This window comes from Shewanella sp. 5_MG-2023 (assembly GCF_030547465.1).
In the GTDB taxonomy this organism is placed as follows: Bacteria; Pseudomonadota; Gammaproteobacteria; order Enterobacterales; family Shewanellaceae; genus Shewanella.
In genome coordinates this window covers 39,575-66,139 of the sequence record NZ_JAUORC010000016.1, presented here as the reverse complement: position 1 = coordinate 66,139, position 26,565 = coordinate 39,575, and the positions used below count along the sequence as shown (strand labels likewise).

The window sequence follows — 26,565 nt, the reverse complement described above, 5'->3', positions numbered from 1 at the left end:
ACATGTTTTCAAAATCGGCTTTTATCGTAGGCACGCTTTCTTTAGCAATAAGCACTGTCCTTGTCAGTAAGCCAACACATGCTTCAATTTATAACGGCGTATCTGATAAATTTAAGCAAAAATTTCATCAGCAACTTAAAAAGAACAAAGTCCCGGGCGGTGCGTTTGTTATTGTCGAAGGCGACAAGATTCTAAAGCTCAGTTATTACGGTAAACGCAGCAAAGGTAGCGCTTTAAATGTAAATGCCAATACGGTGTTTCGACTTGCATCTGTATCTAAAACCTTTGCAGGTACTCTGGCCAGTATGTTAGTCCAGGAAAATAAACTTGACTGGCAACAACCGATAAATGCTTATCTTCCAAGCTTTGTATTAGCTGATCCTAAAGCCAGTCAGAAAATTAACCTAGGCCATATTATCGGTCAAAGCACAGGCTTAATGCCAAATAGCTACGATAACTTAGTCAATGCCAATGTAAGCAAGGATAAAATTCTAAATAAGTTTTCAGAAATAACCCCAATGTGCAGGCCTGGCGTTTGCTATAGCTACCAGAATGTAGCCTTTTCATTTATCGAATCTGCCATTGAGCAAAAAAGTGGCCTAAGCTACGAGAACTACATTGAAAAACGCATCTTTAAGCCACTAGAGATGAATAACGCCTCAACAGGCTATACAGCATTTATGGCGGAAAAAAATCGCGCAGAGCCACACATTAAGACTAAATCAGGCTTTAAAAAAGTATCAGTAAAACCAAACTACTATGAACTGGCTCCAGCGGCAGGCGTCAATGCGAGCATTACTGATATGTCCAAGTGGTTAATCGCCAACTTAGGCGAGAAACCTGCTGTACTTTCAAGCGCTGTGATTAATGATGTGACGACGCCAGGCGTTAAAACAACCAAGGAGCTTCGCCGCCGAGATTGGCGTACCTACCTTGATAATGCTTATTACGGCAAAGGATGGCGGGTATATGAGTTTGAAGGCCGGCCATTAATTTATCACGCTGGTTGGGTAGCGGGTTATGTTGCTGAAATTTCCTATTCTCCCGAGCTGAATATCGGCATGGTAATGCTATTGAATGGTGAGTCGAGAGTTATTGCTAAATTGAGTTCTGCTTTTTGGCATGATGTATTTAAACAGCAAAACTAATTCGGACGTCATTATCATCTATAAATGACAAGCAATAAAAAAGGATGCCAATTGGCATCCTTTTTTGTCACTAGAATAACTTATTCGTCATCTTGTGCAGGTGTATCTGTTGCAGGGTTTTCAGCATCAGAAGTAGTTGCAACTACTTCGCCTTCTACTGTTTGACCTTCTGCTTCAGCATCAAGTTCAGATTCATCCATTTGAATTTCTTCGATACGCTGCAAGCCAACGACTTTCTCATCTTCTGCAGTGCGGATAATCGTTACGCCTTGGGTGTTACGACCAATCAACGACACGCCAGCAGATGGTGTACGAACCAAGGTGCCTTTATCACTAATTAGCATAATTTCGTCAGTTTCAGTAACTTGAACTGCGCCTACTACAGCACCATTACGTTCACTTACTTTGATTGAAACCACACCTTTAGTGCCACGGCTCTTAGCTGGATATTCAGCTAAATCAGTACGTTTACCATAACCGTTTTCAGTGACAGTTAGAATATCACCTTCTACTTTCGGAATGATCATCGAAACAACTTTCTGACCATCTTCAAGTTTGATACCACGAACACCTGTTGCTGTACGGCCCATTGGACGAATCGCAATCATGTCTTCACCAGTTTCAGGATCTTTCTTCACTTCACCGGTTTCTGAATCACGTACTTTTTCGTTAAAGCGAACCACTTTACCTTCGTTTGAGAACAACATGATGTCGTTGCTACCGTCAGTAATATCAACACCAATTAGTTGATCGTCGTCTTTAAGGTTAACGGCAATAATACCGTTCGCACGTGGGTTACTGTAAGCCGTTAATGCGGTTTTCTTCACGGTGCCGTGAGCGGTAGCCATAACAATATATTTGTCATCTGCATATTCACGAACAGGTAGAATTGCAGTAATACGCTCACCATCTGACAATGGTAATAAGTTAATGATTGGGCGACCACGAGCGGTACGGCTTGCCAGTGGTAGTTGATAAACTTTCAACCAATACATTTTACCAAAATCAGAGAAACATAAAATCGTATCATGGGTATTGGCAACTAATAGTTTTTCGACGAAATCTTCATCTTTTACTTTAGTAGCAGCTTTACCTTTACCACCGCGGCGCTGAGCTTGATAGTCAGTTAACGGTTGGTACTTGGCGTAACCCATATGAGAAAGTGTTACGACTACATCTTCTTCATTGATTAAGTCTTCTAGACTCATATCAACTTCGTTTTGGTTAATAACAGTACGACGTGGGTCGCCGTATTGCTCAAGCATTTCTTCTAATTCTTCTTTGATCACTTCCATCAAGCGCTCAGGACTACGAAGAATGAATAATAAGCTTGCAATGAACTCAAGTAACTCTTCGTATTCTGAAAGAATCTTCTCGTGCTCTAAACCTGTTAGGCGATGTAAACGTAGCTCAAGAATAGCTTGTGCTTGTTGCTCAGTCAGGAAGTACTTGCCTTCACGGATACCATACTCTGGCTCTAACCATTCAGGTCGAGCAGCATCATCACCGGCTTTTTCAAGCATGCCTTGAACGTTACCAAGATCCCAACCTTGTGCCACTAATTTTACTTTCGCTTCCGCAGGGGTTGGCGATTCTTTAATTAGTGCAATGATTGGATCGATGTTAGCTAATGCAATAGCCAATGCTTCAAGAATATGAGCACGTTCACGGGCTTTACGTAATTCAAATACAGTACGGCGCGTCACCACTTCACGACGGTGAAGAATGAAGCACTCTAGCATTTCTTTCAGGTTAAACAGTTTAGGCTGACCATTGGTCAATGCCACCATGTTAATACCAAAAGAACATTGCATTTGAGTTTGCGCATATAAGTTGTTTAAAACAACTTCACCGACTTCGCCACGTTTGATCTCGATAACGATGCGCATACCGTCTTTATCAGATTCATCACGTAGACCAGTAATACCTTCAATCTTTTTATCTTTAACAAGCTCAGCAATCTTTTCGATCAAGCGGGCTTTGTTAACCTGATATGGGATTTCAGTAACAATAATACGCTCACGGCCATTATTGTCTTCAATTTCAGCTTTTGAGCGCATAATCGCACGACCACGACCGGTCTTATACGCGTCAATGATCCCTTTACGACCATTAATGCTGGCTGCTGTCGGGAAATCAGGACCTGGGATGTAATCCATTAATTGCTCAATAGATAACTCAGGTTCTTCAATTAATGCTAAACAGCCTTTAATCACTTCTGAAATGTTATGTGGCGGGATATTTGTTGCCATACCAACCGCAATACCAGACGAACCATTAATTAATAATGTTGGTACACGAGTAGGTAAAACCGCTGGGATAAATTCAGTACCATCATAGTTAGGTACAAAATCTACGGTTTCTTTTTCTAAGTCAGCTAATAAAGAATGTGCCAACTTACGCATACGAATTTCGGTATAACGCATCGCCGCTGCTGAATCGCCATCAACAGAACCAAAGTTACCTTGGCCGTCAACGAGCGTGTAACGCATTGAGAATGGTTGTGCCATACGAACAATCGTATCGTACACGGCCGTGTCACCATGTGGGTGATATTTACCAATTACGTCACCAACAACACGAGCTGATTTTTTATAAGGCTTATTGAAGTCGTTTTTCAACTCGTTCATGGCAAATAACACACGACGGTGAACAGGTTTTAACCCATCACGAACGTCAGGTAATGCACGACCTACGATTACACTCATTGCATAATCTAAATATGAATTCTTTAGTTCGTCTTCGATGTTAATTGGCGAAATTGATGATGCCAGATCAGTCATAAACTGCTCGTTCCCCTAAAATTAGCGCACAATAATTATTCCATTTTATTGTGTAGCTCAAAAACGTGATTTGGCATTCTAACACAGATATTTAAAGAGGCTAGACCCTAGAACAAGGAAATATTAACGCGAGGATAAAAGCTGTCAAAAAATCATTAAATTCAACAATCTCTATTACATTATTTGCGTATTTCATTTTGATAAATTGCCCCATAAAAAACTGATGTCGTTTTTATGGGCAGACATTGAGCAATATTCCGTCAACCAAAGTGAAATCTTGCTTCATCTCACTATGTTTATTCAATCCAATGGTTATAATACCTGCAATAAATACTAATAATTAATGGGTTCTCGACATGTCTAACCAAGAACAAACCACGCCGCAAAATGTAGATCATCAAGAAATAGAAAAATTTGCCCAAATGGCCCAGTCTTGGTGGGATCCTAATGGCAGTTTCAAGCCTTTGCATCAACTTAACCCATTACGCCTTAATTATATCGATCAAACCAGTGGTGGTATTTTTGGTAAGCAAGTATTAGATATCGGTTGTGGTGGTGGTATTTTGTCAGAAAGCATGGCTAAAATTGGTGCCAATGTAACAGGTTTAGACATGGGTGAAGCGCAAATTGAAGTGGCTAAACTGCATGCATTAGAAACTGGCATCGATATCCAATATCAAACCATGACCGCAGAAGAACATGCACAGCAACATCAAGGCTATTATGATGTGGTCACATGCATGGAGATGTTAGAGCACGTCCCTGACCCATTATCAGTGATTAAAGCATGCTGCGATATGATTAAACCTAACGGTTATGTGTTCTTTTCAACCATTAACCGTAACCTGATGTCATATATTCAAGCAATTGTTGGCGCTGAATATGTTTTAAAGATGCTGCCAGTTGGCACGCATGACCACAGTAAGTTCATTAAACCGTCTGAGTTAATCAATTTGGTTGACCAAACAGAGCTTCATTGCCGTGATGCTCTTGGGATAAGCTTTAATCCTTTAACGGGTGTATATAAGTACACGAATAAAGTTGACGTTAATTATATGATCGCCACCCAAAAAGCTGATTAGTATCACATCGTCATCTTTAATAGCCAGCCATAAATAGTAGAACAATATTAAAGTAGTAATACTCAGTGAATCAGTGACATTACTACTTTAATCCTTCACTTAATTCATAATCGGATTAAGTAATCGCTAATAACTTCAGCACGCTTAGGATAACTATGAACAAGATTAAAGGTGTACTCTTTGATTTAGACGGTACATTAGCTGATACAGCCCCAGATCTTGTCCATGCATTAAATTTAAGTTTGCAAGAGCGCGGTATCGCTAGTAAAAGTATTGATAACTTACGCTCTGCTGCCTCCCATGGTAGTTTGGCGCTTGTAAAAGCCGGTATACCTGAGCTTTCCCATGAGTTACAAATCGAAGTTCAGCAAGCTTTGTTAGTGCATTACCAACGGGTCAATGGTGAAAAAGCATCATTATTTAGCGGTTTTGATGATTTTCTGTTGTTATTAGAGCAACGTGACATCCCTTATGGTGTTGTTACTAATAAACAAGCCCGTTTTACTCGGCCATTGGTTAAGGCCTTAAACATCGAGCACAAACTCACTTCGATTATCAGTGGTGACTCCACCCAGCACTCCAAACCACATACCGCGCCAATGTTACTTGCTGCCCAGCAAATTAATTGCCTGCCACAGGACATCCTATATATAGGTGATGCTGAAAGGGATTTAATTGCCGCCCGTAATGCTGGGATGAAAGGCGCTATCGCATTATGGGGTTATTTGTCAGAGCAAGATAAACCCAATGAATGGCCGAGTGATTTTCAGTTCAGCAAGGTTGCCGACTTACATCAGGCTTTCCTTAACAAATCTTAAATATAAATAGCAAATAATTTTGTTAACAAAACAATCGATCGCCGAATATTGTAGCGATCGAGCTCACGTTTTTTTTCGGCTAAATATTAATCTTAACCAACAAAATATCGTGTATTTTGACCTAGCAGGTTAGCCTTCACTAACATTGGCCACTATACATAAGATATCCACAACTTATTCACTAAATTGCTGCTTGCAAATCGCCCCAAACCTCACTATCTTGTATGTAAGTTTTTATTAAACACCATATCTTGTGTGTGACATCAGAACAAGACACAAGGCTTTTTCTGCTTTGGGTCTTCAAATAACACTCGTATTTCTTGGATATATTACGTTGTTAGTGCTTATGGATGATCAACTTACAAGGGAACGTATTGTGATTTAATGGCGATCGTAAACGAGACGATTAAAAAAGATCCAAAATTTAAATCACGCAAACTATTTTACAATCAAGGCTTTTTTAATGAACAGCAATATGACAGTCACAAAACGCAGTGGCGAACGCGAAACAATCGATTTAGACAAAATTCATCGCGTTATCGAGTGGGCAGCTAAAGGATTGAAAAACGTTTCAGTCTCAGAAGTTGAATTACGTTCTCATCTACAATTCTTTGACGGTATTCCAACTGAAGCAATCCACGAAACCATTATTAAAGCAGCAGCAGACTTAATCTCACCAGAAGCGCCTGATTATCAATTCCTCGCTGCAAGACTTGCTGTTTTTCATTTACGTAAAAAAGCTTTTGGCCAATTTGAGCCACCGAAGTTAGTTGATCAAGTCACTCGCTTGGTTGAACTTGGCAAATACGATAAGCATATTTTAGAAGATTACACGTCAGAAGAATTAACCATTTTAGATGGTTATATTGACCACTGGCGCGATATGAACTTTTCTTATGCTGCAGTTAAACAGCTTGAAGGCAAATACCTAGTTCAAAACCGCGTCACTAACGAAATTTATGAAAGTGCTCAGTTCCTGTATATTTTAGTGGCAGCTTGTTTATTTGCGCGTTACCCAAAAGACACCCGTTTAGATTACATCAAACGTTTTTATGACGCGGCTTCAACATTTAAGATTTCTTTACCAACCCCAATCATGGCAGGTGTACGTACTCCGACACGTCAATTTAGCTCATGTGTATTAATTGAATGTGACGACAGCCTTGACTCTATCAATGCGACCGCATCTTCAATTGTAAAATACGTTAGTCAACGCGCAGGTATTGGGATCAATGCCGGTCGTATCCGTGCATTAGGTAGCCCTATTCGCGGTGGTGAAGCATTCCATACCGGTTGCTTACCATTTTACAAATACTTTCAAACAGCGGTTAAATCGTGCTCTCAAGGCGGCGTACGTGGTGGTGCAGCTACCCTATTCTACCCGTTATGGCATTTAGAAGTTGAATCGTTACTGGTACTTAAAAATAACCGTGGTGTTGAAGACAACCGTGTTCGCCATCTTGATTACGGTGTACAGCTAAACAAATTGATGTACCAACGTTTAATCAAAGGTCAAAACATCAGCCTATTCAGCCCATCTGATGTGCCAGGTTTATACGACGCTTTCTTCGCTGATCAAGACGAATTTGAACGTCTATACCTTCAGTATGAAGCTGACTTAAGCATTCGTCGTAAAGAGATTAAAGCAGTTGAATTATTTTCATTGATGATGCAAGAGCGTGCATCAACAGGCCGAATCTACATTCAAAATGTTGATCACTGCAATACTCACAGCCCATTTGATCCGCAAGTTGCGCCAATTAAGCAATCAAACCTTTGTTTAGAAATCGCCTTGCCAACTAAACCGTTGAAGAATATTGATGATCCAAATGGTGAGATTGCCCTTTGTACATTATCAGCATTAAACCTTGGTGCTATCAAAGATTTATCAGAGCTAGAACCATTAGCTGACTTAGCAGTACGTGCATTAGATAACTTGCTTGATTATCAAGATTACCCAATCATTTCAGCGCAACTTGGTTCTATGAATCGTCGTACTCTAGGCATAGGTGTGATTAACTTCGCTAATTACCTTGCTAAGAATGGCATGAAATATTCTGATGGCTCAGGTAATAACTTGACCCATAAAACCTTTGAAGCAATTCAATTTTACTTATTGAAAGCATCAAACAATTTAGCAAAAGAGCAAGGCGCATGTCCTTTGTTCAATGAAACAACGTACGCTCAAGGTATTTTACCCATTGATACCTATAAACGTGACTTGGATAAAATTTGTGACGAGCCATTACACATGGATTGGGAAGGTTTACGTGCCGATATTAAACAGCACGGCCTGCGTAACTCCACTCTTTCGGCATTAATGCCGTCTGAAACATCATCGCAAATTTCTAATGCAACCAATGGCATTGAACCACCACGTGGCCTGATCAGTGTTAAAGCCAGTAAAGATGGTCAATTAAAGCAAGTTGTACCTGACTTTGATGAACTTAAAGATAAGTATGAATTACTTTGGAATATGCCGAATAATGAGGGTTACTTACAGTTAGTCGGTTTGATGCAGAAGTTTGTGGACCAAGCAATCTCATCAAATACCAATTACGACCCGACACGATTTGATAATCAAAAAGTGCCTATGCAAACCTTACTGAAAGATTTGCTCACCGCTTATAAGCTTGGGGTTAAGACCCTTTACTATCACAACACCCGTGATGGTGCATCGGATCAGTTTGATGACATCACTGTCGTTGAAAAAGAAGACGATGGTTGTGCAAGCGGCGCTTGTAAGATTTAATCACTAATTAGCATATAAACGCGGGGAGTTTTCCCCGCTTTTTTGGGATATAAAAATGGCTTACTCTACTTTCTGTCAAACTCCGAACAACCCAATGTATGAACCTATGTTCATGGGACAACCCGTTAACGTTGCACGTTACGATCAACAAAAATATGAAGTGTTCGAAAAGTTAATTGAAAAACAATTATCCTTTTTCTGGCGTCCGGAAGAAGTAGATGTAAGTAAAGATAAAATCGATTATCAAAGTTTACCTGAGCATGAAAAGCATATTTTTATCTCAAACCTCAAATACCAAACCTTACTTGATTCAATTCAAGGCCGCTCACCAAACGTAGCATTATTGCCATTAGTGTCGTTACCTGAGCTTGAAACTTGGATTGAAACTTGGTCTTTCTCTGAAACTATTCACTCTCGTTCATATACCCATATTATTCGTAATATTGTTAATGATCCTTCTGTAGTTTTTGATGACATCGTCGTCAACCAAGAAATCTTAAAACGGGCCGGTGATATCGCTCAATATTATGATGACTTGATTGAATTAACCCAAGTGATGAATCTACACGGACAAGGCACGCACCTCATCAACGGTAAAGAAATTACCGTTAATAGCCGTATTCTTAAAAAATCATTGTATTTATGCATGATGTCAGTCAACGCATTAGAAGCAATTCGTTTTTATGTTAGCTTTGCATGTTCATTTGCTTTTGCTGAACGTAACTTAATGGAAGGCAATGCAAAAATTATTCGTTTGATTGCCCGTGATGAAGCATTACACCTTAATAGTACTCAGCATATTTTAAATATTATGCAAGGTGGAAAAGACGATCCTGAAATGGGTGAAATTGCGGCTGAATGTGAGCAAGAAGCCTATGACATCTTTTATAAAGCTGCAGAACAAGAAAAGCAGTGGGCACAGTACTTATTTAAAGACGGTTCAATGATTGGATTAAATGAACAGATTTTATGTCAGTACGTTGAATATATTACTAACCAGCGCATGAAAGCGGTTAATTTAAAACAGCCTTATGCTGAGCAAACTAATCCACTTCCTTGGATGAAAAACTGGCTTGAAAGTGATGCGGTACAAGTTGCCCCACAAGAAGTAGAAGTCTCTTCTTACTTAGTAGGACAAATTGATTCAGCTGTTGATAGCGATGAGTTTTTAGATTTTGACCTATAATAGACATTTAAAAAAAGCCCCCATTGTTAGCTTAAATGGGGAACCTGTGTTGCTGTTTAATCAACAGCAACACACGCTTTTAGAAGTATTAGAAATAAAAAAAGTCAACGTCTTCTCTGAATGTCGACGTGGTTTTTGTGGTGCCTGTAAAACCAAAATCATTAGTGGTAAGGTGAGCTATATCACTGAGCCACTTGTTGAGTTAGAAGCTGATGAATGCCTGCCATGTTGCTGCGTACCCGATAGCAATATTGATTTAGATCTCACCACAGATGAACCCAGTAATATTTACGTTCAACAACGCAGACATTTATTAGTGACTGAGTAATATCACTAATTAACGCTAAGTCATGACCTGACTTTTAGTAATAGCATCTTTGATAGACATAAAAATTGAATTATATTCTTTCTTTTTTAGCTGCGATGAACATTTTTTCCACCTCACCAAACATCCAGTTCATTATGTGTCCCGCACCTTTATCCCGTCGCTTCACTAATCCCATTTCAATGGTGAGTGAATCCGATATGTGATAACAGCTTAACTCAATTATCTCGCCTGTATACCAATCTGAATGGGCAATATGCTCCGGTACTAAGGCCCAACCTAAACCACGGGCAACGAGAGAAGTAATATAATAATAGCTGTCCACGTGCCAACAATTAGCTGAAATAGGTTTACCTGTGGTTTCTAAGTCACAAATAACAAATTGTTTATACATGTTTAATTGTGAAATATTTGGCACTGGTATTGACGCTAACGGATGTTTCGGTGCAACAATTAGAGATTGATGAAAACTATCAATGGTAAAGAACTCTAAACTGTCACTCAGTTGTTCACCCAAGAACAAAATACCTAAATCAGCCTTTCCTATTTCAACCCACTGTGCAATATCGTCTCGGGTTCCATTTAAGATAGTCAGTTTTAATAATGGAAATTGGTGAGCGGTTTTATCAAAGAAATCTTCGAAAATAGAGATAGGTACAGCTTCGTCAATAGCGATTGTTAGCGACAATTCATCATCAGTCATTACCGACATAGCTCTAGCGTTTAAACGCTCACATTGTGCTATAACGGCATTGGCTTCAATATACATTTGTTCGCCCTGCTCTGTCAGCACAGGTAAACGCCCAGATCTATCAAATAATTTAAAACCTAAATCAATTTCTAAGTTAGCTATAGCACTGCTTATCCTTGACTGCGCTTTTCCTAAAGAACGGGCAGCAGCAGAAAATGAACCTAAATTCACGGCAGTAACAAATGCTTGTAATTGCTCTATAGACCAATTCATATTCATACTCTTAATTGAATCATTAACAATCTATCCGTTTAGCGGATAGTAACCAACTTTAGTCTATCTTATATGGTGCGATAATAATGCTTCATTCTCAACAAGCCTTAAAAAAATGTCGTTAATCATATCTCAAAAAGTTAACCCTAATAATGTGAAGCAACATTATTGGAAATATGCCATTCCATCGATTAGCGCAATGCTAGTCAGTGGCTTATATCAAATCATCGACGGTATCTTCGTTGGCCATTACATTGGTTTCGAGGGGCTTGCTGGGATCAACCTCGCTTGGCCAATTATCAGCGGTATTATTGGTGTTGGCATGATGATAGGCATGGGTGCAGGCAGCTTATTATCGATCAGCCGTGGCGAGAATAACCCTATAAAATCAAAACGCATTTTAAATAATGCCATCGCCCTGCTCATTGGCTTTAGCATAATGGCTGCGCTGTTCATTCAATTTTTTGCTAAAGACTTATTGTTATTACAAAAAGCTGAAGGTGAGAACTTATCTATGGCAATGGCCTATATAGACGTTTTTGTTTATGGCGCATTTTTTACAACCGCGGCTACTGCAATACCACTGTTAATTCGTAATGATGAAAACCCGGCTATCGCGACACAACTTATGGTGCTAGGTGCCTGTGTAAATATCATATTGGATTACCTGCTGATTGTCCTTTACCCAATGGGCTTGCATGGTGCTGCGTTGGCTACCATGATTTCTCAAACCTTAGTCGTGATATTAGGCGGCTGTTATTTTATGTCGAGTAAATCGAATACTAAATTACAATTTTCTTTGAATGTCATTAACGTTAAGACTATGGGTTCTATAATGGCATTGGGCTTATCCAGTTTGTTTATGTTCATGTATTTTAGCTTTATTATTGCCTTACATAACTACTCATTCATGGTTTACGGCTCGGCTGTGCATGTCGCCGCCTTCGCGATTATCGGCTATATCGCCACAATGTTTTATCTCATAGCAGAAGGGATTGCTGGGGGTATGCAGCCACCGGTAAGTTATTATTACGGCAAAAAACAAATAGCCAACATCAAAACAACGGTGATTCTTGCGACAAAAGTCGTTTGTATTTTCGCACTGTTATTGGTTGTAGTATTAAACTTGTTTCCTAGCAATGTGCTGCAGCTGTTCAGTCATGGCGATGGCGCATTAATGGCTGAAGCTTTAATCGGAATTCGATTACATCTGTTTGCGTTAATCTTGGACGGTATTATCTTTGTGGCCACAGTGTATTTTATGGCCGTTAATCAAGGCCGTAAATCCTTAACCATTTCGATAAGTAATATGCTGATCCAACTTCCATTTTTGATGCTTTTGCCGTTGATGATTGGGGTCAATGGTATTTGGCTGGCTGTGCCACTTTCCAATATAAGCTTATGTCTTTTACTGATGCCGATGGTATTTAATGAACTAAAACGCATTAAAAAGATCGACGAACAACACCAGCCTGTAACGGTAGTACACCAAAGTCCCCAAACAACGAGTGTGCACGCGTAAGCGCTGTGCAAATATACAAAAGGACTGCAAATGCAGTCCTTTTTAGTTTATTCGATTGTAGACTGTAGGCCTAAATCATTAAGGGCTTAACCGTAGGTGTAACTTGCACCAAGGCCTAATGGGAAACCAATTGACCAATAGATCAATAACCAAGCGCTCCAAATAGACAACAATGCCAAGCTAAATGGCAGCATCATAGAAATTAACGTACCAATGCCTATGCCTTTCACATAACGTTGACAGTAAACTACCACCAACGGGAAGTATGGCATCAATGGGGTAATGATATTAGAGCTTGAATCGCCCACTCGGTAAGCGGCTTGGGATAAATCTGGGCTAATATTGAGCTGCATCAACATAGGAACCAGTACCGGCCCAATCAGTGCCCATTTAGCCGACGATGAACCAACAAATAGGTTAACGAAACCAACTAAAATTACCATGCCAATAACGGTAACTTCAGCAGGCAAGTTCATGGCTTTTAAGCCGCCTGCGCCTTCTACCGCAATTAACGCACCAAGGTTTGACGCTGAAAATGCAGCGACAAACTGGGCACAGAAAAACGCCATTACAATATAGTGCGCCATGCCACTCATTGATTTTGACATCGCCTGCACCACATCGGCTGAACTTTTAAAGGTGCCAGTCATAAAGCCATAAACCAAACCTGGCAATACAAAGAAGATAAAGATTAACGGCACAATTGATTGCATCAATGGCGCACTAAAACTGGTTAACGAACCACTAGCATCGCGTAAGGTTGATGTTTCAGGAATAGTTAATGAGAAAAAGCCAACTATCGCGGCCAACATCACCGCCGATGCCACTCTAAATGCATTTATTTCTTTAGAAGTAACCTCTTCCATTGCTGGTAAATCTACTTCTTCACGCTTTACTTTATGGCTACGATTAAGTCTTGGCTCAAGAATTTTATCGGTTAAATACCAAATTGTTAAGGTAATTGGGATACATGATGAAGCTGCAAAGAACCAATTATTGAGTGGGTTGACTTGAATATCAGGATCGACAATTTGCGCTGCCGACTGAGTAAAGCTTTGTAATAGTGGGTCAATTCCTGAGGGAATAAAGTTGGCGCAAAAACCGCCTGATACCCCTGCAAACGCCGCGGCAATACCAGCTAATGGATGGCGACCAACAGTAAAAAATATCACCCCAGCAAGTGGGATAACGACCACATAACCCGCATCAGTTGCGGTATGAGAAATAATCCCCACTAACACAACCGCTGGTGTTAAAAACTTTGCCGGGGTTATTTTTAGCATTTGCTTCAGCGCGGTATTGATAAAACCCGATTGCTCTGCAACGCCGACACCTAACATGGCAACAAGGACCACCCCTAATGGGGCAAACGCGGTAAAGGTAGACACCATAGAGGTTAAAAAGTGCGTTAATGCTTCAGCGCTAAGCAAATTATTAACCACGATTGGACTATCGGTTCTTGGATCAATTGCCTCAAAACTTACCCCAGACAATAAAGCTGAAATTCCCCATACTGCAAACATCAAAATTAAGAATAGCATTGCAGGATCTGGTAATTTATTACCCACTCGCTCAATACTATCTAATGCTCTTCCTAAAAAGCCGGGTGCTTTTTCTGAAGACTCACTTGTAGTTGTCATTTTAGCCCTACCTTCATTGATACCTTAATCCATTAGCAAAGCATAAATGCCATCAACATTTATCGCTAGTGGATAGAGGTTATATCTATTTTTGAATTTTTGTATTTTTCAGTTTATTAAACCAACCTTTAAGCAAACTTAAAAAAAGAGCCACAATGCTTATAAAAAAAGCATCAAACACAATATTCAGAACTTTATTCCGCAGTTTAGATATATTGACAATTACAGCACTACTAAAAAAAACAGACAAACCCAAGGTGGTAACACAACAAACAACCCATTAACATCAGTAACTTGCGGTATTTTTTATTATAAAAACACTCATCACTCAGGGTCTAAATCTGTTAACCTTTAATAAAAATAGTTACTATAAAATGAGTTGTTGAGGGCACATGAGTCAATCAAAAGACAAATACAGTATTAATAATACTGACTACGAAGTGGGACAAGATAATATCCAGAAATGGGGTTTTGATATCCACAATCCTGTTTTTGGTATCAGTGCAGGCTTAATCGCTGTTTTTCTAATTGCATTACTTTCAGTCGATGCAAGCACTGCAAAAGCAGCACTCGATGGCGTTAAATGGAAAATAATCAATAATTTTGATGTGCTTTTCATGTGGTCTGCAAACTTTTTCTTACTATTTTGTATCGCCTTAATTATTTCTCCCTTTAGAAAAATCCGCCTTGGTGGCAATGACGCAGTACCCGAATATTCCATATTTTCATGGATGGCGATGCTATTTGCAGCAGGAATGGGCATTGGGCTGATGTTTTGGGGCTTAGCAGAACCTGCAGCTCATTATACTGGTTGGTTTGAAACGCCCGGTGGTGTCGAGCCATTTACTGATGAAGCCATTAAAGCTTCTCTAGGTGCTACCATGTTCCATTGGGGTCTACACCCATGGGCAATATATGCGGTAGTAGCATTATCAATGGCCTTCTTCACATTCAATAAAGGCTTACCCCTGTCTATGCGCTCTGCGTTCTACCCTATTTTAGGTGATAGAACTTGGGGTTGGTTTGGTCATATCATTGATATATTGGCAGTGCTTGCCACTCTGTTTGGTTTAGCAACATCACTAGGCTTGGGCGCTCAACAAGCTGCCAGTGGTATAAGTCATGTATTTGGGATCAGTAATGGCATTTCAACTCAACTTATTATTGTTGCATTTGTTACTTCATTAGCCATATTTTCAGTGATTCGCGGTATGCACGGCGGCGTTAAAGTTCTCAGCAATATTAATTTACTGGCAGCTTTTGCTTTATTGTTATTTATCATAATAATGACTTTTTCCGTCACTCTGACCTATTTACCGATTACTATCATGGGCTATATTGAAAATATTATTCCATTAAGCAATCCACATGGTCGAGAAGACGAAGCTTGGATGCATGGCTGGACAGTATTTTACTGGGCGTGGTGGATATCTTGGTCACCATGTGTGGGGATGTTTATTGCACGTATTTCTCGCGGTAGAACAGTAAAAGAATTCCTACTTGGCGTACTATTGATACCAACAGCGATTACTATTTTTTGGATGGCAACATTTGGCGGCAATGCTATTGATCAAATCATCAATCAAGTCGGTGAATTAGGTGCCAATGGGCTAACAGATATCACGCTAGCGTTATTTCAGGCTTTTGACGTAATGCCAATGACTTCGATAATTTCGATTCTTTCAATCATATTGATCATGGTGTTCTTTATTACTTCATCTGACTCGGCTTCACTGGTCATAGACAGTATTACATCCGGTGGTAAGATTGATGCACCAGTGCCACAACGTATCTTTTGGGCAACCACAGAAGGCGCTATTGCAGCGGTATTATTGTATGTTGGTGGTACAGAAGCGATACAAGCCCTTCAAGCGGGCGCTATATCCACAGGACTCCCTTTCACCATTATCTTACTGACAATGTGTGTAAGCTTAACAATGGGTTTGAAATCGGAAATGGATATTAACCAGAAAAACTACGCTAAGTAATAATTGTAGTTCTAATTAAAATTCCATTAAGTAGAATATAAAACCAGCAAAATACTATTAAAAATAGATTTGCTGGTTTTTTTGCATTAAAGCTGACTATTATTTCACCGGTTAAGGTTTTTCGACATTAACGCCTTTACTACTTGCTCGAGTAATAAAAAACTTCATTGATACATCGCCAGTATTAAATATGCCGTGTAAGTCCCAGGGGGAAACATACAATACATCGCCAGTTTTTGCAGGTGTTTCTACGCCGTTTAACGTCCAAATACCCGAGCCTTCTACAATGTATAAATACTCCTCTTCAGCATGTTGGTGAGGCGGATGAATTTCGTTGTTAGGTTCTATAATTGCCAAACCCACAATTGTATCCTTGGTGCCTATTGTTTCGCCGTAAAAATAGGTGTAGAAATCACTACCATCGTAAGCTGTCTTATGGGTGTTTTCAAAGTTAACAATACTAGATTGAATATGACTATTTGATTCATTATTTATAGCGTTAGTTTCATTCGAATCTGTATTTTTTACAAAGGCACACGACGTCAGAAAAGTTATAGATATCGAAATAATTAAGTAAAATCCCGATACTTTTGCCATTTTTGACAGATTATTTTTCATAGCTTGTTCCTTATCGTAAATAAATTGCCAACTTTAACTTAAGCACTTTCATAAAAAAGTACTCAGCCGGCTACCTATTTATCTGATCCAATAGCCCCTTCACCAACTTGTTAAATTTTCAGGTATTAATATAACCAGAGACACATATATTCTTATCTGTGATTCAGATTAACTTATCAATTTTAGGTATATTGCATTGTCATTATTAAGCTATTTATCATTATTAAAAATAGCATCGAGCTTAATACGTTCAACTGAATTTAATTCGGGTGATCCACCCTGCATACCAGAACCTGAGGCAATCCATAGGTAGCCATTTGCTTCGATAACACCACTCCCGTGTCTTCCTTGAATTAAAGAAGGCTTTTTAAGCCATTGTTTTGATTGGCTATCAAATAAGTGAACTTCTTCATGAGCTTTATTGGGATCGGCACTTTCTCCCCCGACTACTATCAATTTATTTTGATGAGCGAATATTGCAATGCCAGCTCGTGGGATTGGTAATTCGTTTCGCACTACTTGCCATTGATTAGTCTCGATATTAAATACATCAAGTTTGCCTTCAACTAACTCAAAGACTTGATTGTGCTTGCCTAGAGTTCTTCGTCCCCCTGCAACATAAATATGATTATTTATTAGCGCAGCTTGAGCATGGTCTCGCGCGTGTGGGGCATCATTTAGAATAGTCCAGGTATTGGTCATAAAGTCATAGCGATCAACCCAGTTAACATTGCCATCTAGGTGACCGTTAGTAATACCGCCAATAAGGTAAAGGGAATCGTTTTTAACAACAGCAACGGCACTACCTCTTAACCTTGCTGGTGGAATAGCAGGACCTTTTTCCCATTTGTTTTCATTGGGGTAAAAATAATAAATATTTTCAACTGGCGTCTCAGCGGGATAAGCTCCAGTTAACGCCCCTGCAATAACAATTTTGTTTTTCCATACACTTGGTTGAAAGTGATGTAGCTCTATGGGGGATTCTTGTAAAGGGCGCCACATTAACAAATTAGGGTCAAACTCATCAACGGCTTTTATTCCTCTGCCACCAATTAAATAACCCTTATCTTCAAATTTGATAAAGCCCGCTTCGTGGCGTGCAGAGAAAGAGTTCGACGTTGCTATTTGCTGCCAAGTGGTTGTGGCTGTTGCGTTAAGTACAACAAATAGTGAAACAAACAAGGCCACCAAAGAAAGGGGGGAATGGGTAATTTTCATGGCTATTTCTCTGAAAGCGTTTTGTTATACTTAGTAAAAAACGCCGCTACCGTTGGTGTGTCTTGAATATCTAATATATAAGTGACTTCAACTAAATCAGAAAAGTCAGTACCGCCAGCTGAAATCGCCTTGTTATCGTAGCGCCCATTAATACCATTATATTTTGTACATATTTCATTGGCCTGTTTCCAAACTTTTGCTGACAAAAGCTTGGTATCTTCAAGATTTTTACTTGAGTAGGATTGATTGTTAAATCCTGGGGTACCGTTTCCTTCTTTGTTACCGTCAGCAATTCTTATGTAAGTGGTGTTTTGCTTAACGTAATTTAATGCATCCACGCTAGTTTCTTGTTCATTCCAATCGGCGTGTTGCACTACGATTATTTGATCTTTGGAAAATGAGATATTGAATTCACTAAGTGCTACTAATATTTCTTGAGTAAAATCACTTTGCCCTGCCTCTACCATCCAAACATTGCCACCTAAAGATAATGTTTTGTTTATCTTTTTGATGCTTCTATAGATAGAGTTTTGTCTGTCGTTATGTGCATCTGTCCAGTTTTGCTTGAACACCATATCGAATAGGTTATTTGCCGGTACATAGGCGCCTGCTTGTATGCCGTAAGTGCCGCTAATAGCGTAGTAATTCAAGTTTTCATATTCCTTTGATTGCAGTAATAAATCGAATGCTGCAATGGTATGAACATCATCAACATCCGTTTTAAGATCAAAGTTTAAAAGTAGTAAGTCTTTGTCTATGTCGAACTTTTGTTCCGTGGCAGCGCCATTAAATGATAAAAATAGCGCAATGATGAACAAGAGAGATTGAGTTATGTATTTCATGTAGATCCTCATGGTTATTTATTATTTTTAGACAAACATTAAGTTATTATTTTCTATCAAAAGCATTGATTTTTCGACTGTTAGCGAACTTAAACAGCAGGTACAGCTAGAAAGAATAAAGTTATGCTAGCTGTTTTTTTAGTGAACAAATTGACTGTCAAAATATCAACCCATCAACAGTTATGGTTATACTGACCATTACCATAACGTCTTAACGATACGATGTTCAACAACTTTTTATTAACAACTTTATCACCCAAGATTTAACCATTGAAAAATCTACTCTTTATTGCCTTAAACTAATGTATTTAGACTGGAGTGTTATGCTTAATGCGGTCACCTAATTAGATGTGAATTTTCAAAGCTCTAGTGGTCAAAAAATATTGGCAAACCTCAGCAAGATTAGCAATCTATACATTGGTACCCCTCCTTTAAACATTAAATAATTATCGACTTACTTAGCAGAACTACAATGTGTCACCTATGCTTTAGATAATCTGAATATAAATCTGTAGGTTGTACATGACTGTGAGAAAAAGCATCCCCAAGGTTGCCGATACTGTTTTAGTTGATGGTCATTACATAGTTGAGCAACGATCTTATGTTGAGCGCCGCAAAAACAAATCGGCTATCGTTCGTTATGACCGCAGAAAACAGCGAGACCCACGTTTACCGCAATTTAAATCTATTGACGAGGTGGTGTGACTTCAATAGCCGATAGGTCTAAATAATCATTTCAACAACCATCCTCTAAAGACCAAATACCATGTCACCAAATCAAATTATCATTGTCATAATCTTATTCGTTACTATGGCGCTTTTTTTATGGGGGCGCTGGCGTCATGACTTAGTCGCTATGTCTGCCTTGCTTGTTTGTGTATTCACAGGTCTAGTCCCAAGCAGTGAAGCTTTTACAAGTTTCAGTCACCCAGCAGTCATCACTGTGGCCGGTGTGCTGGTATTAGGCTATGGCCTGCAACGCTCCGGTGCTGTCGATATATTGGCAAAGTACTTATTACCAGCTCAAGCGGGACCAACCTTGAGTATACTGGCGCTGATCAGTTTGGCGGCCTTGCTATCAGGGTTTATGAATAATGTAGGCGCCCTTGCATTACTAATGCCTATTGCGATTCAAATGGCTGCTAAATATGACTTACCTGCAGGGAAAGTATTAATGCCACTGGCATTTGGTTCAATTTTAGGCGGGATGACAACTTTAATTGGTACGCCAACAAATATCGTCGTTTCTGGATTTCGTGAATCCAGCGGATTAGGTAGTTTTACCATGTTTGACTTTTCGCCAGTAGGTGTTTGTATTGCTCTGGCTGGAATCGTGTTTGTCGGTTTATTTGGCTGGCATATCGTACCCAGTCGCAAACAATCTTCATCTGGCAGTTTTGATACCGGTAATTACTTCTGTGAAGTTAATATTGTGGCTGGCAGTATTGCTGAAAAAATGAATCTGCGAGAAGTAGATAAATTGCTTGATGAGGCCGATGCTCAAATTATCAGCATGATCCGTCGCGAGGTACACCTCACGGCCCCAAATCCAAATAGAGTGCTACAAACTGGTGATATCCTGATCATAGAAGTCGAACCGGAATCTATCCCTAAAGCACTTTCTAGCCTAGGGCTAGAACTTGAACCAGAAAGCGCTATTACAGAAGAAGCGCAAACTGTAGCAGTGGTTGAAACTAAACTGCAAAAAAAAGGCGACGAATCAACACCAGAATCTGCTAAAGATGATGATAATGACACAAGTAAGCCTGCAGAAATTATCATGCAGGAGCTAGTCGTAATGCCAGGCACCACAATAGTTAATCGCTCGGTATCCGATATTGAATTACGTAACCGCTATGGTATCAATTTACTCGCCATTTCTCGCCAAGGCCACCGCTCAGTAAAACGTTTACGATCTACCCCGATAAAAGCCGGTGACGTATTATTACTTCAAGGTGATCCTGAATCTGTATCAGGTTTTGCATCTCAGTACGGCTGCTTACCTTTGGCGGCGCGTGATATTCGCGTCCCCAAAAAAGGACATGCACTAACCGCGTCACTGATCATGATAATTACCCTCATTACTGTAGCGTTCGGAATACTGCCAGCAGCGGTAGCATTTGTAGCAGGCGCCCTTGCCTTTACTTTATTTGGCTTAGTACCAATCCGCTCTATTTATACTTCAATCGACTGGCCTGTGATTGTTTTACTTGCGGCTTTACTGCCTGTTGCTAATGCTATGTACACAACTGGCACCGCAGATTTAATTGCCCAGTTTTTACTGGATAATATTGCCCAGAGCCATGCCATTGGCGCATTATTATTGGTGTTAATTGTGACCATGTTTTTATCTGATTTGATGAATAATGTCGCCACTGCAGCAGTCATGTGCCCGATCGGGATCAGTACTGCTGCCCAACTTGGGGTTAACCCTGATACATTCTTAATGGCCATAGCGATTGGGGCATCATGCGCGTTTTTAACGCCAATAGGTCATCAAAACAATACCCTGATCCTCGGTCCTGGTGGGTTTCGCTTTGGGGATTATTGGCGACTGGGTTTATTACTTGAACTTATTGTGGTGTCAGTGAGCATACCTATGCTGCTATGGGTGTGGCCATTTTAATCAACATTGCTGAATTTCTAATAGCTTCCACATAATGCATTCACAAGCTATATTTCATATCGCTTGTGATCAGCAATGGGCTTTTTAATAATCAGTTTTGACGTTTTGCCTTTAATCTTACCAAGGCAACACTTGACCGTTTGAATGTTTAAATACGCCAGTTTGACTCATATCAAGTTGCGTTATTAAACCTACAATACGCGCAGCTGATTCAGTTGCTGATATATCACCGCCATGATTTACCATATCTGTTTGTACATAACCTGGGTGATATATACCGACCGCAACCTCTTTTGATGCTAAGTCATGACTTAACGACATTGATGCAGCATTTAAAGCAGCCTTTGACATACGGTAACCATAACGACCACCTGAGGTATTATCTTCGATAGAGCCCATTCTTGAGGTTATCATCGCAACTTTACCACCAACATTTAGTTGTGATTGTAGCGCAGCAACAATACGCAACGGAGCCAGTGCGTTTACTTCAAACTGCTGGCGAATCGTATCTATGTTCAGATGAGCTAACTGCTCATCACGTAAAATACCCGCATTGCACACCAGTACGTCAATTAACACACCAGCAAGTGAGGTTTTCATATTATGAATCCCCTCATCGGTAGCCACATCAATTTGAGTTATCACGTTAATACCCAAATCGTCGAGCTCATCAGAAGTATGACGGCATAATCCAAACACTTTATAACCTTGCTGCTTGAATAGTTTTGCTAGTGCTAAACCAATACCGCGGTTTGCACCCGTAATAACAACGTTTTTTGACATAGGATAATCCTTAAACACTGAGCTCTGCATTGAAACAAACCTCAATAAGTAAACTTAGTAATTATATTTAATACAAATAGTGAATATTATCAGTAAACAAAAAAACCTAGCAAATTGCTAGGTTTTTTAATTAATACTCACCTTAAGCTTAAATCGCCATGGCCAGCTCAGCGCCTTGTCTAATAGCGCGTTTAGCATCTAATTCAGCGGCAACATCAACACCACCAATAAGGTGAACTGGTAACCCTGACGCTTTCATCTCATCGACTAATGTGCGGTTAGACTCTTGCCCTGCACATAAGACTACATTATCAACCGCAAGAATTTCTGACTGCTCACCGACTTTAATATGTAACCCTTGTTGGTCAAACTTTTCATAGCTAACACCGGTTTTCATATTCACTTGATGCTGCTTTAAAACACTACGATGGATCCAGCCGGTTGTTTTACCTAAACCTTTACCCATTTTAGTGGTTTTACGTTGCAGTAAATACACATCGCGACTTGGGTTATGCTCTGATTCGTCAGTTAAACCGCCAGCATGTTGATAGCTTTTATCAATACCCCATTGCTTTAACCACTTTTCAGGCTGTAATGTTGATGATTCCTTCTCGCACAGGAAATGCGCCATATCAAAACCAATACCGCCAGCACCGATTAACGCAACTTTATCACCAATCTCTACTTCACCTTTTAGCACTTGCTGATAATCAACCACTTTAGGATCATCAAATCCCGGTAAGGATAACGCCCGTGGGACAACCCCAGAGGCAATAATCACTTCATCAAACTTTTCAGTGGCTAATACTCCTGCATCTAAACGGGTGTTTAATCGTAATTCGACATTATGCAGCTTCATTTGATTTTTGAAATAACGAATGGTTTCGTGAAACTCTTCTTTACCTGGAATTTTACGCGCTAAGTTAAATTGGCCGCCCACTTCGTCTTTAGCTTCAAACAATACTACTTCATGGCCACGTGAAGCGGCATATACAGAAAACGCCATTCCAGCAGGGCCTGCGCCCATAACCGCAAGACGTTTTTTACCTGTGGTTGGGGTAAAATTAATCTCAGTTTCATAACATGCACGTGGATTAACTAAACAGGTAGCACGTTTCATTGAGAAGGTATGATCTAAACACGCTTGGTTACAACCAATACAGGTATTGATTAATTCACTTTGATCAGCTGCCGCTTTATTAACAAATTCAGCATCGGCTAAGAAAGGCCGCGCCATTGATACCATGTCAGCCTGACCCGATGCGATAATTGATTCACCAATTTCAGGGGTATTAATACGGTTAGTCGCAATTAATGGCACATTAACTTCTGATTTGAGTTTTTCAGTCACCCATGCAAAAGCGCCGCGCGGCACACTGGTGGCAATGGTAGGTACACGTGCTTCATGCCAACCGATGCCGGTATTGATGATGCTCACACCAGCACTTTCTAGCCATTTAGCCAGTTGCACTACTTCATCCCAGCTTGAGCCATTGTCGACTAAATCAAGCATAGAAAGCCTGAATATTATGATAAAATCGCTACCGACTTTGGCACGAATAGCATTAACAATTTCAACGGGGAATTTAGCACGCTGAGTAAAGTCACCGCCCCACTCGTCGGTACGTTTATTGGTACGCGAACTGATAAACTGATTAATTAAATAGCCTTCTGAGCCCATTACTTCAACACCGTCATAGCCCGCTTTTTTTGCAAGCGCAGCGCTAGATGCATAATCTTTAATGGTATTACGCACTTGTCTTGATGACATTGCTGACGGCGTAAAAGGGGTAATAGGTGATTTTATTTTGCTTGGCGCTAATGAAAATGGATGGTAGCTATAACGGCCTGCATGTAGAATTTGCATACAGATTTTGCCATCCGCTTCATGGACTGCATCGGTAACAATTTTATGTTTGCTTACTTGCCAAGGAAAACTTAATTGGCATGCATGAGGCGCTAGCCGACCTCTGAAATTTGGCGCTATGCCACCGGTGACAATTAAGCCACAGCCACCTGCTGCACGTTCTTTATAAAATGCAGCTAGTTTCTCAAATCCGCCCTTTTCTTCTTCTAGACCCGTATGCATTGAACCCATCAATACACGGTTTTTTAACTTGGTGAAGCCTAGATCTAAGGGTTCTAATAAATGTGGAAACGACATTCAAACATCCTTTTTAAACAAGTGATTTAAACTAGCATACAACGACATAATCATAAGCTCAATCATTTAGCGTAGCTATTGTTAAAAACCGTTACAATTCAATTTCCCAAAATCACTCAAGATCAGTTAGCATTACACTATTAGAATGTTACAGGAGTGGCTAATGTCCGCTAAACCCTCATTAATTAAGAGATTCTTTGGATTTATTTGGAAAACCATCAACGGTATTCGTAAATTAATCCTCAATATCATTTTCTTCGGCATCATTGCCATGATCATTATGGCTATGACATCTGAAGAAGAAATCACCATTGAAGATCAATCTGCCTTAGTCTTAAACCTATCTGGCAGCATTGTGGATCAAAAACGTCATGTTGACCCGATTGAAGCGATATTTAAACAAAGTAACACTGATGATCCGGAAGCAGAAATACTTTTAGCCGACATTCTTTACGTCATTGAAAATGCCACTCATGACAAACGTATTAATAGCATCGTATTGAAAATGGGCAATTTACGTAGTGGTGGGATCAGTAAAATGACCGCCATTGGTGATGCCTTAAACAAGTTTAAAGAAGCGGGTAAAACCGTGGTTGCTGTTGGCAATTCATACGAGCAAAATCAATACTTCCTGGCAAGTTATGCGAATACCATTTATCTCAACCATAAAGGTGGCGTGTCACTTGAAGGCCTTAGCAGCTACCGTATGTTCTTTAAAACCGCACTTGAGAAAATGAACATCAGCACCCATGTATTTAGAGTCGGCACTTTCAAATCAGCGGTCGAACCCTTTATCCGTGATGATATGTCAGCGCCGGCAAAAGAAGCCAGCAACGCCCTGCTTACTGACTTATGGCAAAACTTTGAAACAACCATTGCCACTAACCGTCAAATTGCGACCGAGAATATCGTATTAAGCCCACAAACCTACCTAGCGGAACTTGATAGTGTTAACGGTGACTCAGCTCAATTAGCGATAAAAATGAATTGGGTTGATGAATTAGTCTCAGATGAGTCATTTAGACTCGCCATGCTTAAAACCGTAGGTCAAGAAGCCAATGGCGACTCATACAAGCAAATCTCTTTTTCTAAATATTTTAATTTAGTACAGCCAATTCCTTCACTGATAGAACAAGAATCTGTCGGCATTGTGGTCGCCAAAGGTAATATCCTCAATGGCAAACAACAAGCGGGCCAAATTGGTGGCGAGAGCACTTCAGCACTATTAAAGAAAGCCCGCTTTGATAACAAAGTTAAAGCAGTCGTGCTACGTGTCGACACCCCAGGTGGGAGTGCATTTGCTTCTGAAAAAATTAGACAAGAAGTCATTGCCCTTAAACAGGCTGGTAAACCCGTAGTGGTCAGTATGGGTAGCCTAGCGGCATCTGGCGGTTATTGGATTTCAGCAAGTGCAGATTACATTTATGCCACTCCAACTACCCTCACTGGTTCTATCGGGATCTTTGGCATGTTTGCCACCTTTGAAAAAGTCTTGTCCAATTGGGGCATTAACTCAGATGGTGTGTCGACCTCGCAATGGGCTGGTATTTCGGCGACCCGTGAGTTAGACCCAAATATTTCTGCTGTCATACAACGCCATATTGAACACGGCTATCATGAATTTATCTCGTTAGTTGCCACTGAACGAAACATGTCGTTAGAACAAGTAGACCGCATTGCCCAAGGCCGTGTTTGGTCTGGCACCCGCGCCGTTGAACTGGGGTTGGTTGACGAACTTGGCGATATGGATAGCGCCATTGCTAAAGCGGCTGAAATGGCTGAAATGGTAAAGTTTGATACTAAACTCATCGAGCAAGAGCTCACAACCGAGCAAATCTTCATGCAAAAAATGCTCGCATCTGCTGCAACATATTTACCTGTAGCAACCACACAGTCACCTATGGTTGAACAATTTATGGGTCAATGGCGCACTGTTGTTGAACAAATGACTCAGTTTGATGATCCCAATGGCCTATACATGTATTGCGAACTCTGCGATTACTAAGCTATTGTGATTGTTTAATCTTGTTAGGCATGAAGTCAGAATAAGATCAAATTGAATTATCTTCAAAAAAGCCCGTTATTCGGGCTTTTTTATTGGGTTTT

19 protein-coding genes are annotated in these 26,565 nt (G+C 40.0%); 11 read left to right on the top strand and 8 right to left on the bottom strand.

Annotated elements, in window-relative coordinates:
* Positions 1–2 precede the first annotated feature (2 nt).
* Complete coding sequence (locus Q4557_RS11130; RefSeq protein ID WP_102476835.1) at positions 3–1,148, top strand: serine hydrolase; 1,146 nt, start codon at positions 3–5, stop codon at positions 1,146–1,148.
* Positions 1,149–1,228: 80 nt separating this feature from the next.
* On the opposite strand, the gene gyrA is transcribed toward Q4557_RS11130, so the two are convergent.
* A complete protein-coding gene (gyrA, locus tag Q4557_RS11125) occupies positions 1,229–3,931 on the bottom strand; it encodes a DNA gyrase subunit A (protein ID WP_102439818.1) in 2,703 nt (900 codons plus the stop codon).
* 356 nt (positions 3,932–4,287) lie between these two features.
* Between gyrA and ubiG the strand changes: the two genes are divergently transcribed.
* The 5 genes from ubiG to yfaE all read left to right on the top strand — a co-directional run bounded on the left by ubiG (position 4,288) and on the right by yfaE (position 10,097).
* Positions 4,288–5,013, top strand: coding sequence for a bifunctional 2-polyprenyl-6-hydroxyphenol methylase/3-demethylubiquinol 3-O-methyltransferase UbiG (ubiG, locus tag Q4557_RS11120; RefSeq protein WP_102439817.1), 726 nt, complete (start codon positions 4,288–4,290; stop codon positions 5,011–5,013).
* A 149-nt stretch (positions 5,014–5,162) separates the two neighbouring features.
* The gene (locus Q4557_RS11115; protein WP_303412804.1) at positions 5,163–5,831 is read left to right on the top strand and encodes an HAD family hydrolase; all 669 of its coding nucleotides are present in this window, start codon (positions 5,163–5,165) and stop codon (positions 5,829–5,831) included.
* A gap of 463 nt (positions 5,832–6,294) precedes the next feature.
* Positions 6,295–8,583, top strand: a complete 2,289-nt coding sequence (nrdA, locus tag Q4557_RS11110; RefSeq protein ID WP_303412699.1) for a class 1a ribonucleoside-diphosphate reductase subunit alpha — start codon at positions 6,295–6,297, stop codon at positions 8,581–8,583.
* Positions 8,584–8,638: 55 nt separating this feature from the next.
* Positions 8,639–9,769, top strand: a complete 1,131-nt coding sequence (nrdB, locus tag Q4557_RS11105) for a class Ia ribonucleoside-diphosphate reductase subunit beta (RefSeq protein WP_102439814.1) — start codon at positions 8,639–8,641, stop codon at positions 9,767–9,769.
* Positions 9,759–10,097 (top strand): class I ribonucleotide reductase maintenance protein YfaE, encoded by a 339-nt coding sequence (gene yfaE, locus Q4557_RS11100; RefSeq protein WP_102476838.1) that lies wholly within the window; start codon positions 9,759–9,761, stop codon positions 10,095–10,097. The genes nrdB and yfaE overlap by 11 nt, the downstream gene beginning before the upstream one ends.
* A gap of 70 nt (positions 10,098–10,167) precedes the next feature.
* Here yfaE and Q4557_RS11095 read toward each other — a convergent pair whose 3' ends face one another.
* Entirely contained in the window at positions 10,168–11,058 is an 891-nt protein-coding gene (locus Q4557_RS11095; RefSeq protein WP_102439812.1) for a LysR family transcriptional regulator, read from the bottom strand.
* Positions 11,059–11,173: 115 nt separating this feature from the next.
* Between Q4557_RS11095 and Q4557_RS11090 the strand changes: the two genes are divergently transcribed.
* Positions 11,174–12,580, top strand: a complete 1,407-nt coding sequence (locus Q4557_RS11090) for an MATE family efflux transporter (protein WP_303412692.1) — start codon at positions 11,174–11,176, stop codon at positions 12,578–12,580.
* A gap of 86 nt (positions 12,581–12,666) precedes the next feature.
* Here the strand turns inward: Q4557_RS11090 and Q4557_RS11085 are convergent, their stop codons facing one another.
* The gene (locus Q4557_RS11085; protein WP_303412691.1) at positions 12,667–14,220 is read right to left on the bottom strand and encodes an AbgT family transporter; all 1,554 of its coding nucleotides are present in this window, start codon (positions 14,218–14,220) and stop codon (positions 12,667–12,669) included.
* Between the two features lie 392 nt (positions 14,221–14,612).
* Between Q4557_RS11085 and Q4557_RS11080 the strand changes: the two genes are divergently transcribed.
* Positions 14,613–16,208, top strand: a complete 1,596-nt coding sequence (locus tag Q4557_RS11080) for a BCCT family transporter (RefSeq protein ID WP_102439809.1) — start codon at positions 14,613–14,615, stop codon at positions 16,206–16,208.
* 111 nt (positions 16,209–16,319) lie between these two features.
* On the opposite strand, the gene Q4557_RS11075 is transcribed toward Q4557_RS11080, so the two are convergent.
* From Q4557_RS11075 to Q4557_RS11065, 3 genes are all read right to left on the bottom strand, one after another.
* On the bottom strand, positions 16,320–16,826 hold the full coding sequence (locus Q4557_RS11075) for a cupin domain-containing protein (protein ID WP_102439808.1): 507 nt from the start codon (positions 16,824–16,826) through the stop codon (positions 16,320–16,322).
* A 210-nt stretch (positions 16,827–17,036) separates the two neighbouring features.
* On the bottom strand, positions 17,037–18,044 hold the full coding sequence (locus Q4557_RS11070) for a kelch-like protein (RefSeq protein ID WP_303412687.1): 1,008 nt from the start codon (positions 18,042–18,044) through the stop codon (positions 17,037–17,039).
* 2 nt (positions 18,045–18,046) lie between these two features.
* Entirely contained in the window at positions 18,047–18,886 is an 840-nt protein-coding gene (locus Q4557_RS11065) for a hypothetical protein (RefSeq protein ID WP_303412685.1), read from the bottom strand.
* 522 nt (positions 18,887–19,408) lie between these two features.
* Here Q4557_RS11065 and Q4557_RS11060 point away from each other — a divergent pair.
* Both Q4557_RS11060 and Q4557_RS11055 read left to right on the top strand, forming a co-directional pair.
* Positions 19,409–19,591, top strand: a complete 183-nt coding sequence (locus Q4557_RS11060; RefSeq protein WP_102439805.1) for a hypothetical protein — start codon at positions 19,409–19,411, stop codon at positions 19,589–19,591.
* Between the two features lie 61 nt (positions 19,592–19,652).
* Positions 19,653–21,512: an SLC13 family permease gene (locus Q4557_RS11055; protein WP_303412682.1), complete on the top strand. Its 1,860-nt coding sequence runs from the start codon at positions 19,653–19,655 to the stop codon at positions 21,510–21,512.
* 117 nt (positions 21,513–21,629) lie between these two features.
* Here the strand turns inward: Q4557_RS11055 and Q4557_RS11050 are convergent, their stop codons facing one another.
* Both Q4557_RS11050 and Q4557_RS11045 read right to left on the bottom strand, forming a co-directional pair.
* Positions 21,630–22,295, bottom strand: a complete 666-nt coding sequence (locus Q4557_RS11050; protein ID WP_102439803.1) for an SDR family oxidoreductase — start codon at positions 22,293–22,295, stop codon at positions 21,630–21,632.
* A 148-nt stretch (positions 22,296–22,443) separates the two neighbouring features.
* Positions 22,444–24,459 (bottom strand): FAD-dependent oxidoreductase, encoded by a 2,016-nt coding sequence (locus Q4557_RS11045; RefSeq protein ID WP_303412678.1) that lies wholly within the window; start codon positions 24,457–24,459, stop codon positions 22,444–22,446.
* Between the two features lie 163 nt (positions 24,460–24,622).
* On the opposite strand from Q4557_RS11045, the gene sppA reads away from it, so the two are divergent.
* Complete coding sequence (gene sppA, locus Q4557_RS11040) at positions 24,623–26,464, top strand: signal peptide peptidase SppA (RefSeq protein WP_102519905.1); 1,842 nt, start codon at positions 24,623–24,625, stop codon at positions 26,462–26,464.
* The last annotated feature ends 101 nt before the right edge of the window (positions 26,465–26,565 follow it).